The 10,207-nt window shown below is 68.1% G+C and carries 13 protein-coding genes; 1 reads left to right on the forward strand and 12 read right to left on the reverse strand.

The features are described 5' to 3' along the window. Positions 1-50: 50 nt before the first annotated feature. From Q1A09_RS16060 to Q1A09_RS16105, 11 genes are all read right to left on the reverse strand, one after another. Positions 51-974, reverse strand: coding sequence for a hypothetical protein (locus Q1A09_RS16060; protein ID WP_299956899.1), 924 nt, complete (start codon positions 972-974; stop codon positions 51-53). 796 nt (positions 975-1,770) lie between these two features. Further along, positions 1,771-2,448 (reverse strand): hypothetical protein, encoded by a 678-nt coding sequence (locus Q1A09_RS16065; RefSeq protein WP_299956902.1) that lies wholly within the window; start codon positions 2,446-2,448, stop codon positions 1,771-1,773. Positions 2,449-2,522: 74 nt separating this feature from the next. After that, complete coding sequence (locus Q1A09_RS16070) at positions 2,523-3,023, reverse strand: hypothetical protein (protein WP_299956904.1); 501 nt, start codon at positions 3,021-3,023, stop codon at positions 2,523-2,525. Between the two features lie 61 nt (positions 3,024-3,084). After that, the gene (locus Q1A09_RS16075) at positions 3,085-4,002 is read right to left on the reverse strand and encodes a CBASS oligonucleotide cyclase (RefSeq protein WP_299956907.1); all 918 of its coding nucleotides are present in this window, start codon (positions 4,000-4,002) and stop codon (positions 3,085-3,087) included. A 4-nt stretch (positions 4,003-4,006) separates the two neighbouring features. Continuing rightward, positions 4,007-4,957 carry a hypothetical protein gene (locus tag Q1A09_RS16080; protein WP_299956909.1) on the reverse strand — a complete coding sequence of 317 codons (951 nt, stop codon included), beginning with the start codon at positions 4,955-4,957 and terminating at the stop codon, positions 4,007-4,009. A 91-nt stretch (positions 4,958-5,048) separates the two neighbouring features. Further along, entirely contained in the window at positions 5,049-5,606 is a 558-nt protein-coding gene (locus Q1A09_RS22645; protein WP_366139795.1) for a 7-cyano-7-deazaguanine synthase, read from the reverse strand. Between the two features lie 66 nt (positions 5,607-5,672). Then, positions 5,673-6,341 carry a 7-carboxy-7-deazaguanine synthase QueE gene (locus Q1A09_RS16085; RefSeq protein WP_299956912.1) on the reverse strand — a complete coding sequence of 223 codons (669 nt, stop codon included), beginning with the start codon at positions 6,339-6,341 and terminating at the stop codon, positions 5,673-5,675. A 58-nt stretch (positions 6,342-6,399) separates the two neighbouring features. Then, on the reverse strand, positions 6,400-6,747 hold the full coding sequence (gene queD, locus Q1A09_RS16090; RefSeq protein WP_299956914.1) for a 6-carboxytetrahydropterin synthase QueD: 348 nt from the start codon (positions 6,745-6,747) through the stop codon (positions 6,400-6,402). A gap of 456 nt (positions 6,748-7,203) precedes the next feature. Further along, the gene (locus Q1A09_RS16095; RefSeq protein ID WP_299956958.1) at positions 7,204-7,626 is read right to left on the reverse strand and encodes a tyrosine-type recombinase/integrase; all 423 of its coding nucleotides are present in this window, start codon (positions 7,624-7,626) and stop codon (positions 7,204-7,206) included. Then, positions 7,605-7,964, reverse strand: coding sequence for a hypothetical protein (locus Q1A09_RS16100; protein ID WP_299956916.1), 360 nt, complete (start codon positions 7,962-7,964; stop codon positions 7,605-7,607). The genes Q1A09_RS16095 and Q1A09_RS16100 overlap by 22 nt, the downstream gene beginning before the upstream one ends. Positions 7,965-8,031: 67 nt before the next feature. Beyond that, positions 8,032-8,418 carry a hypothetical protein gene (locus Q1A09_RS16105; protein ID WP_299956918.1) on the reverse strand — a complete coding sequence of 129 codons (387 nt, stop codon included), beginning with the start codon at positions 8,416-8,418 and terminating at the stop codon, positions 8,032-8,034. A 419-nt stretch (positions 8,419-8,837) separates the two neighbouring features. Between Q1A09_RS16105 and Q1A09_RS22650 the strand changes: the two genes are divergently transcribed. Beyond that, positions 8,838-9,008, forward strand: coding sequence for an ATPase, T2SS/T4P/T4SS family (locus Q1A09_RS22650; RefSeq protein ID WP_366139796.1), 171 nt, complete (start codon positions 8,838-8,840; stop codon positions 9,006-9,008). 28 nt (positions 9,009-9,036) lie between these two features. Here Q1A09_RS22650 and Q1A09_RS16115 read toward each other — a convergent pair. Then, positions 9,037-10,207: hypothetical protein (locus tag Q1A09_RS16115; RefSeq protein WP_299956922.1), on the reverse strand; the 1,171-nt coding region annotated here is incomplete at its 5' end.

The following is a 10,207-nucleotide window of genomic DNA, read 5'->3' on the forward strand; positions in this document are numbered from 1 at the left end:
AGACGATCGCCGCGCGGGACGCGCACAAGGGGATGCCCGAGATCTGCGCGTCATTCGTCGCCGATCGCGACATCGATCGACGCGACGTCCCAGATCTCCTCGTCCTCGGATCGCGGCCGGGCCACACCGACCAGCCGGAGGGAGTACGTGCCCAGCTGTTCGAACGCCCCGGCGTTGTCCACCTCGACGTCGAAGCGGACGTAACCGGCTGAACCGGCGGCGTACGAGCCGACGTTGATTCCACCCGCCGCGACGTTGTTGCTGCTTGCGGCGGTACCGCTCGGATAGTTCGTGTTGATCATGACCGTCGATCCGGAAAGGTAGCGAACATAGTCGGGGAGGTTGCTCCCCACGACTACGGACTGCGCCTCGTCTGGCCCTCGATTCTCGAATCGGATCATGACTTCGACGACGCCGCCCGGTCGCGCCTCAACGCGACGCGACCATTCTTCCTGTCCTGCGGTTCGGATGTAGGTGTCCACGCTGATCGGCCGCTCCTCCGGATTCTTGTCGATCTCGACGGAGAGAACCCCCTCGGTCGGCGAGTTCGGGGCGGGCGAGCCCACAACCAGGCCGTATCGGGTCAGCTCCGCGACCGTGGCGGACGAGCCCGCCGGAGCTCCTGCGGCGGGGCGCCAGTCGAGGGTGTCTCGTTGCACCGACATCTGGGTGAATAATTGCGGGGGCGGCCCGATGCGCTGGTGATCCTCGTCGAGGAGGCGGCCCCCAAGGCGGAGAGCCGCAACCAAATCTGCTGTAGGTTCCAGCTCAGGACCCTCCGCGGGCCGGCTCCGCGGCAGTTCTAGGAACAGTCGAACAGGGCCTGCGTTGCTGTCGGGGGACTCCGCGCGATAGCGGACGTCGAACGTCCGACTTTCCGGTGACTCCGAGACGAACTGCAGCGACACTTCTCCTGAGGGGTTCTCCTCGGAGAATCGGTCCAGGATGCCCCAACCGTCGTTGACGGCGCTCACAGCAACGGCCACGGCTCCGCAGACCGTGACAATCAACGGCCACCACCGGCGAACGACACTTTTCCGTCCCGTTGCCTCGGTTGGCGGCGTCGCGACCAGCGCGGCAGCGTCGTGTTCCGCGGCGTTCTGCGCGACCGATTGGGATCGCTGGCCGCGGTTCCTACGAGTGAGTCCCTGTGGGTTCCTTCCTCGCCGTCGTTTCACCATCACGTCAAAAGCATCCCCGCTGTCGGCCTGCAATGGGGGGTCGACATGCGGTCCAAGCAGAGGTTGGTGGCGGCGATGAGGTCGGGGGCGTGAGCCAGCATGCAGTCGGCACTGGGGTGACTGTGTCGTCGCCAGGCCGACTGCTTCGCAGCGGGCTGCCGCAACGGGGGCCCAGACCCACAGGAGCGGGGCAGCGACGATCCCGCGGAGGCAAGGCCGGCGGGTCAGCCTCTCCCTCCCATGTCCACAGCTGTTGACATTTCAGAAAGGGATCCCCTAGGGGACGCCCATCGACTCCGGCCTCCTGGCGTCGCAGGATGCTCGCTTACCGATCCTCAACCGGGCTCTTTCGCAGTTCGCGCTATGGGCGGCCGGACCACCGGAACACTGCTCCGCCCGTCCTGGACTGGAGGGGGCGTACAACACTCGTTCGCCCATAACGGTGGAGCGAGCGATCCGCCATCTCGGCGGTGGCCTCTCCTGACCTACCTGCGAGGTCGATCTCCGTGCCGTCGAGCGGACCACCCTCGGCCACGACCCGTTCGCTGAGCTCTGGAGGCCCGCCGGGGCTTTCGGTGCGCGCCCCGAGTCAGACGAGGTTGGTCTCCCGTCGATCCTGGCCGGGAGCGTGGGGAACGCCGTCGCACGTTGCCGGGCAGGCCGCCGCGTGCAGGACCGCCCAACGCCACAGGACGACGTCCACAACAGCGACAGGCTCACCGAGCCACCCGGATATCTCGTCGCACAGCGTGTCGACGTCCGGCCTGCCGGTCGCGGCGGCCAGCCGGACGAGGTGCCGGTCCGCCTTAGCGACGGGCGCGCCCAGATTCTTCGCGAGGTGGCGCCATGTGACGGGACCGATGTAGGGCAACGCGCGCAGGAACTCTTCAGGGTCCCCCTTTATGCGCGCGCGCAGCTCCGCGTCGCCCAGTTCGAGGGCGGTGGTGGCGATGGACAGAATGGCGTCGACCTTTCGCGCGTGACCGAACACGGCCAAAGCAGCGGTCCGGGCAGCGAAGGGGTCAGCGGCGATGCGTCCAGGGTGAAAGTGGTGCAGGGCTCGCTCCAGCGCTGGAAACTTCGCGCGGACCACGGCCTCGCTCATTCCGGCCGAGAGGACAACCCACGCGGCCTCCCGGACGAACGCGGCGGCGGTCAGGCGCGCACCGCCGGCCCGGGCCTGCCACGCGATCTCCGCGGCGTGGCCGGCCTCGAGCACGGCGCGCTTGGCTTGCAAGTACCGAACGACGAGGACGTCGGTCGGCATCGCAGGAGTGGCCGCCACAGGTCGATACTGCCCTGTCCGAGCACCGGACGTCGCGTTCGGCGCGCGGCGGGACGTCAGCTGCCGGAGGAGGCGTTGCGGCGCCAGAGGACCCAGCGCGCACGCAGGGTCCCGATGCCGGGCCTGGCGCTGATGATCTTGCTTAGCTCAACCTTGCGCAGGTGAGCGGCCTTAAGCGCCAGGAACCGCCGTTCCGGGATGGGCGGCACCGCATCGGTCACGGCGGCGTACCGGGCGGCGAGCCGCGCGGCGTCATCAAGGTCGGCCAGGTCTGCGGAGCGGTACTCGGCCTTGAGCGCGGCCAAGGCCCGAACCGCACTGTCGCGCTCCCTGCCCTTGCCGCGCAGGTCCAGGACGAGATCCGCGACTGTGACTACGAAGGTGCACAGAGCCAGCCAGCCGAGCCATGTGGAGCGCTCGGTCTCGACGCTGAGGACGGTCACCTTGGCGTCGCCTGGAGCGAAGGCGAATGCCAGCCCTAACGCCGACGCGCCGAGAACGACGAGGAGCAGCCCGATGCCGAATCGGTTGTACCGATCGCGCAGGGCGGCATGCATGGACACCGCCGTGTCGACTAGCCGGCGCTGCCTCTCGAGCTCCGTCTGGCTTGCTGCCACGTCAGTCGCCGCCGTCGAGGATACGCCGGTAGTCGTCGCCGGTCGTCGCGCCGCGGAGCCGGGCAGCGAGGCGCCCGAGCGACGCGGCAATCTCGCGGCGACGCGGGCTGCTTGAGCCGCCCAGGCGGTCGTCTACGTGGACCGACTGGCCCGTGATGTCACTGGTAGGGCGCAAGACCGCCCGGGAGGCGTGCTCGACGAGGTGGAGCAGGATCGACGCGCGGTCACGGCGACCGCTGTAGTCCTCGAAGGCGTCAACGGCGATTGCCTCGACGTGATAACCGGAGAGTCGGTGCTGTTCGGGCAGACCTGCGATGGCGGCCTTCGCTAGCTTGATCGCGGGCACGACCGCGTCCCCGTTCGCCCGGTTGACCTCGGATAGCTTTTCGGCGAACTTGTGAGGGCGGATTTGGCGCCAACTCTCTCCATCCTCGGAGGCGATTGACGTGTGACCGTCCCGTTCGACCGCCGGCAGCGCCTGCAACTGAGTGCCATCGTTGTAGGTCACAGTCACCGCCAGACGTCCCGGCTCGATCGACTCGACGTCCCCGAGCGCAAGGCGGCCCCGGAGCGCGTCGGCAAACCTCTCGACGAGGTCCGCCGGTGACGCGTCTGCATCATCCACAACAACGAGCGCGTCGACGTCACTCAGCCCGTCGACGTAGGTGTGCTTGGCGACGCTCCCCCCGAAAAGCAGTCGGTCGACGTCGATTGCGGCGTCGCCGAGGGCTTCGTCGACTGCGTCAAGGCGATCGCGGACGAGTTGGGTGTCTCGGTCGTTGAACGTGGCAAGGAGCTCGCCCAGGACGCCGTTAAGCTCCGCCGCAAGCTCCTGCTGGCGAAGCTGCTCCTCGATCTCGCGGCGGAGTTCTCGTGGGTCCTTGCCGCCGGAACTGCTACCGCCTCCGCTGCCTCCCATGCCGTCATCTCCTCTGCGCGAGCTTCGCGGTCATGATCTCGTACACCTCGCGCAGCTCCTGGTGTCGCGGGCCCAGGATGTCGTACCGCTCTTGCTCGTGGGCCCACCGCGCCAGTCGGTGCTTGAGGTGGTGCAGCTCCCGTAGGTTCAAAACCCGGCGGAGAGCGTCCCGGCGGTCCTGTCGCTGGTCAACGTCCCCAGCCAGGACAGACAGCGCCTCGGGGTGTACGGCGAGCCCGTCCGCGTACGCGTAGCGCAGCCAACTCAGTCCGTCAAACAGCTCACCGCCAGCCATGAAATACAGCGGTGTGAGGAGCGGATCAAGGCTCCCGAAGACATGCAGGGGGACCTCGCCGCACCCCGACTCGTCGAGCAGACGCCTGAGCCGAGCGAGGGAAACGAGCTTGTCCAGGAAGGTGCCGCCAAGTTCCTTCTCGGTCACCCCGACAACGTCGAACGCAACCAGATCCGGTGCGTCGGGGGTCATGGCGGCCACGTCGAGGAACGGCGAGTGGCCCTCGGGCTTTACAAGGAATGTCTTGCGGATGTCCATGCGAGCGGAAAGCTGGGCCTGCGCCTCTTCGCGCTGCACGCGGTACGTCACCCGACCGGCGCCGTCCGGATCGACAGGCTCGTCGTAGTTTACGACGAGAAGGTCGCGGCCTGCAGGCAGCCTGGACAGCACTTCGGAGAACTGCTCGTGCCCGAACCGGTCGTCGGGGAGATAAGCACCGCGGCGCTGCTCACCGGACTCGAAGTCGTGAGGGTTCAGCTCATAGCCGCCGCTGTCGACGATGAGGAGGTGCGGGAGGGCGTACAGCGTCTCGCCGTGGTCCTGACTCATCGCCCGTTCGGCGTCTGGAAGCAGGCCCAGGTAGAGGTCGTACGCCGAGACCAGTAGCGACTCATGCAGATCCGGCCCGACGACATGCAATGCCGCGCCGGCCTCGCTCACGCCGTCCCGGCCGACGGGGAAGCCCTTGCTGGAAACGCTCGGGACAAGAAGGGGCCCCGGTAGCGGCTGCGTGGCCAGGCGGAGATGGCGGCTACGGGCGAGCATCGCACCGGGCCCTGTCCATGCAGGATGAGCACCGGGCGCACGGTTCTGAGCTGGTCTCGCACGAGTAGGCCAAGTCGGTGGGGACCGCAAGTTCGCGTGCTAGCGCTAAGACGTCGGCCTTGCTGGCGTCGATGAGCGGGGCAAGGAGGGTGGCTTCGCCAGGTCGCTGAGTGGCAAGGTGTGCCTGCCACCCATGCAGCCAGCCAGGCGAACAGTCGGCGTAGCCGGTACCGGCGTGAACCCCGATGGCGACGGGGGCACCTCCGCCGAAGACTCCCGCGGTCGCTACTAACAGGTCGTTGCGGCCAGGGAACTCGCCTGCGGCGGGCGGCGCGAGTCCGTGCACGTCCACCCTCGACCACGCGGCGTCGTACAGCCCGGCGAGGGCCTCGCTAGCGCGGAGCTCGGCGGTCGCCGCCGGCTGCCCGTAGTCGATCCACAAGGCGGCAGGCGCCCGCCCGGCCCGCTTGAGCAGCGCGAGCACGACCGCGCTGTCGACTCCTCCGCTGAGCAGGACCACAGGCTCCCCACCATTCGCGCCCATCGCTTGATACTGCCCGAAATGGACTGCTTCCGAGGCCCGCAACACCGCCTTGCGGCATTCGAAGTACTAGCGGCCCCGCTCGTCACCCCAGACCGCCACCTGCAGGCGGCTGCTCAACGACCATCCGCGGCTCACGGCGTGCGGGGCCAGCGCCCGCAGCCCGTCTGCGAGCGCCGCCGCGTGAGTCGCCTCGGGCATCAACCACACGCGACCTGGAGAGAGCCCGAGCCGAGCGACGATCTCGTCCGCCTCGCGCAAGTCGGTCGGCGATTGCACCACGAACTTGAAGACTGCGTGCGGTAGGGCGGCGATCTCGGCGAGGACGCCCCACCGCAGGCGAGCGCGGTCGAGGACCGCCGAGCTCGAGAGCTTCGGGCTCGTGACGACGAGCCGCACCGCATTCGCGAGCGCTCCCAACGGCACTGTCCCGCTCGTCTCAAGTTCGATGGCAGAACCGCCGTCGGTGATTGCCCGCGCCAGCCGGGCCGCCTCGCGGCTCTGCAGCGCCGGCTCGCCGCCCGTCAGGACGACCAGCGAAGGGCGCAGCGCGAGAACCTCTCGGGCAACATCGCCGGTCGACCTAATCTGCAATTCGCGCGAGAGGTCGTACCGGTCACCGTCCCACGTGTACGCGGTGTCACACCAGGCGCAGGCGAGGTTGCACGCACCGAGCCGGACAAAGACAGCGGGTCGGCCGGCGCTGGGCCCTTCGCCCTGAATCGTCGGACCGAACACCTCGCTGACCAGCAGCTCGTGCGGCCCCGGCCGACTAGCTCCCCGCCACGCACGCGGTTCACCGCTCGACGACAACCGAGCCGTCCGCTGTCTCCCACAGCCGCAGCTGCGACCAGGGCAGTCCCGCGGCGGTCAGCCGCTCGCCCACGAGGAGCGCAACTCGTTCAGCGGTGGGGTTTTCCAGAACGTCGTTCAGGTGGTAGTGGTCGAGTATCGCGAGAACGTGCCGTTCAACTATTTCGTCAACTTCAGCGAAGTCCATAACGACCCCGCGGTGGTCCAGCGGCCCCGCGACGGTGACCTCGAGGCGATAGGTGTGGCCGTGGAGCCGGGCGCACTTGCCTTGGTGCCAGGGCAGGACGTGCGCGGCGTCGAAGTCGTACCGGCGAACGACGGCGATGCGCATGCCAACACCGTAGGCGAGCCCTGTGACCGTCCGTCCGTCGTGGCCCGCGGGCGGCCTGCATCAGCGCGTCGAAGTCGGCGGCCGGCCGCTGCGGTCTGCGACGTCCGCAACGAGTCCGCAGATAGTCCGTGAAACGTCCAGTTTCGCCCGCAACCTCTCGTGAAGGCGCAGTAGTGAATCCCCAGGTCAGGGGCGCTTTCTCAACGTCAGTCAATCAAGGTCAAACACCCCAGCAACGTTCCGCTTCAACGTCTTATCCAAGAGCATGCCGCCTGGTCAGCGGCTCGCGTGATGCCTCAGGGCACACGAAAGGCACAGTACGCAGAGTCACCGGCCAGTCTGGGCATCCTCGGCCGTCTCAACCTCGGGCTCCCAGGCAGCATCGACCGCCCGTCGAGTGCGGTCCTCGCTGTCGGGCATGAGGTGCCCGTAGGTCTTGAGAACCAGAGTCGCGTTCTAGCGGTCGAGCCGTTCGGCCACGGCCACCACCGACTCGCCGGCCGCCAGCAGGACGCTCGCGTAGTAGTGGCGCAGGTCGTGGCTGGTGGTCCCGGTTGGCAGGCCGGCGCGCGCGACCGCCTTTTGGAAGATGACCGTGCCGTAGTGGTCGTGCCTGTACGGCTCGCCGCTGCGGGTGGTGAACAGCGTGCCGTCCTCGCCCGGCGGGAGGACGGCGATGTGCAGGGCCAGCGCCTCGGCCACGACCTGGGTTAGCGGCACCGTCCGCCGGGACCGCGGCGTCTTGGGCTCCGATCGAACCTTCGAGCCCGGCGCGATCTGCCACTCGACCCGGGCCGTTCTCCGCAGGGAGTCGACGCCCTCAAGCCGCGGTCGTGACGACGCCCGGTCCGAGCCCGCTAGCGGGAGAAGGAGAAGGATCGGCCGGCGAGGCCGTCGATGTCGAGCGTGTACTCGATCGCGGTGGCGTCCTTCACGCTGTAACCGTCCTTGAGGGTGAACGTCCCTCCGGAAGCGATCTCCTGTGGCCATCCGGTCATGCCGACGACGTCTCCCTCCACAACTGTCGACACCTGGCCGTCGGCACCGGTCTCCGCAACGTCGGAGAACGCGAAGTCCGGGCTGAACGCCTGGCTGGTCGACAGGTTCCTGATGGTCACGGTGAAGTAGACGTTCGTCTGGTGGAGCTCTCCCTCCCGAACGGTGTACTCGGCTCGCTTGTCGTAGGCAGTGGCCGCTTCGCCCGGGGTGAAGGGCACTGGCGACCCGACGGTGATCTCCAGCGGGATGTTGTTGTCCCCAGCGGTGGAGCGGAAGCGAGCCGTCTCACCGAAGGTGAGCTGGGCGTCCTGCGTCTCTTCCCAGGCGGTTTCCGAAGGAGTCGGTGCGGAGGGGCGGGCCGGTGACGCGACGTCGGCGGGGGGGAGAACTTGCCGTGGCGGCCGTCGGCGGAGCCGTCGTGTTCTTGTCGTCGCCGAAGATCAGGCCGAGGGTCAGACCGCCGACCGCCACCGGAAGCAGGAACGCGAGGGCGGCGGCCGCTGGGAGGTTCTTCTTGAGCTTTGAACGCCGGAAGATGAGGGCGGTGCGGAAAGTTCCCTGGTCACGGCTGACCAGCTGCCAGCCGGCCGTCTCCCACTTGGCGATGGTCTTGTCTTCGGTGCCGCGAACCGCTTGGACAGTCTTGTTCTCGTACCCCTTGGTAACGATCACGATTGCGTCCCCCCTCGCTCCCGCGCGTCCTTGCCGAGAACCGTTGTCCCGTGGACGACCCTCGACGAGATCGCTCGCTCCTCTGGAAATCCGGCAGCATTCGCGCCGCCGAGGAGCCTTCCAGCGGGCTCTGCTCGACTGGGCGAGGCAGTTGGCCGCGTCCGCCCCCGCGCCTCGTGCAGGCCCGTCACTCGTCGGATCCCTGAGCTCGCCTCGTCGAGGGGGCGCCCGCGTTCCCGACCGCTATGCGGGACTCGGGCCGGCCGTCATGTACCTACGGTGCCGCCCCGACGAAGTCGGCAGTGCAGGGACGGTCCGCACCTGCGCCGACCGTCGAGCGTTTCATCCAGGTGAGCAACGCGGACGTGTGTAGTTCGCTCGTCACCAGGCTGCGGGTCCCGCTGCCTAACGTCGTGGCGATGCAGACCCGGCGGGCCAACCTCGAGGGCGCGGGTGAGATCCCGCTGCGCCGGCTGGTCAAGGAAGCGCTGCGGATGCGGCCCTCCCGGCTGGTCGTCGGGGAGGTGCACCAGGAAGAGTGCCTGGACCTGTTGATCGCGTTGAACAGCGGACTTCCCGGGGTGCGTTGACTGCGGTAGCCGCGCCATGGCGACTGCATCACTCGCCGGGTCGCTTGCCCCAGAAGGCGATGAGAACCGACAGCAGGCCAACCAGTCCGGCCGCGTTCGCAAGATCGCCGACTGCGCCGTCGACGTCTGGCGCAACCTGCATCGCTACGTAGACAGCGGCGACCGTCAGGACCAGTCCGGCTGACTTGGCTGCTGGGGTAGCGGCCAAGCGGAGTACCTCTTGTGTCCCCGTGCGGCCTCTGGACTGGGCAGCGACGAGCATCTCGCGCAGCAGGTTGTTGAAGCTCTGGGTTGCTGCTTCTGCTGCAACCTCGTGAGGTAGCAGGATCCGGGGAGTTCGGGCGACTTCCAACGCTGAGTCACTGGGCGCCGCGATGAACTCGGGCATCGGAGACAGTAGATCGTTGACTGCATCGTCGAGGTCCGAGGAGTCTGCGACGCCTGCGAACGACGGGTCGATGCCGGGCGTTGCTGTACGGGTCGAGCGACGCATGGCTTGGCCGTAGTTCGCGCCAAGGCTCGCTGCTCGAGCTAGTTCGGTGATCGAGGACGTGTAGATGGACGCGTCAGCGAGTGTGGATCGGTAGTTCCCGGCGTTCGCGAGGGCCGATGTATTCCGGTTCAGTGCTGCCGTTGTGGACAGGTAGCCGGTGAGCGCGGCGAGGGTCGAGGCGCTCCGGCCCAGGGTCGCGAGGGATGAGGCGCTGCCGGAGAGTGCGGTGAGGGTCGAGGCGCTCCGGCCCAGGGTCGCGAGGGATGAGGCGCTCCCGGAGAGGGCGGTGAGGGTCGAGGCGCTTCCGCTCCGGTTCAGGGCTGCCGTCGAGGACAGGTAGCCGGAGAGTGCGGCGAAGGTTGATGTGCTTCGGCCTAGGGCAGCGGGGGATGAGGCGCTGCCGGAGAGCGCGGCGAGGGTCGAGGCGCTGCCGGAGAGCGCGGCGAGGGTCGAGGCGCTGCCGGACAGCGCGGCGAGGGTCGAAGCGCGCGGGTTCAGCCCGGTGATGGAGGAGCCGTAGCCAGAGACTCCAGCGAGGGCAGATGCGGAGCTGCTGAGTCCGCTCATCAAGCTCTTGACGGTCGCGTTCAGCGGGTAGTCCGCGTTCAGCGAGTAGTCCGCCATGTCGCTGTCGCTGTCGCTGTCGCTGTCGCTGTCGCTGTCGCTGTCGCTGTCGCTGTCGCTGTCGCTGTCGCTGTCGCTGTCG

It is taken from the genome of uncultured Modestobacter sp., from assembly GCF_947486615.1.
In the GTDB taxonomy this organism is placed as follows: domain Bacteria; phylum Actinomycetota; class Actinomycetes; order Mycobacteriales; family Geodermatophilaceae; genus Modestobacter.

What these genes read in the sequence shown, in the direction of transcription:
- queD (WP_299956914.1), bottom strand. Translation starts at nt 6,747, where the DNA reads ATGCGCATCGCCGTCGTTCGCCGGTACGACTTCGACGCCGCGCACGTC.
- Q1A09_RS22645 (WP_366139795.1), bottom strand. Translation starts at nt 5,606, where the DNA reads ATGGGCGCGAATGGTGGGGAGCCTGTGGTCCTGCTCAGCGGAGGAGTC.
- Q1A09_RS16070 (WP_299956904.1), bottom strand. Translation starts at nt 3,023, where the DNA reads ATGCATGCCGCCCTGCGCGATCGGTACAACCGATTCGGCATCGGGCTG.
- Q1A09_RS22650 (WP_366139796.1), top strand. Translation starts at nt 8,838, where the DNA reads ATGCAGACCCGGCGGGCCAACCTCGAGGGCGCGGGTGAGATCCCGCTG.
- Q1A09_RS16075 (WP_299956907.1), bottom strand. Translation starts at nt 4,002, where the DNA reads ATGGGAGGCAGCGGAGGCGGTAGCAGTTCCGGCGGCAAGGACCCACGA.
- Q1A09_RS16065 (WP_299956902.1), bottom strand. Translation starts at nt 2,448, where the DNA reads ATGCCGACCGACGTCCTCGTCGTTCGGTACTTGCAAGCCAAGCGCGCC.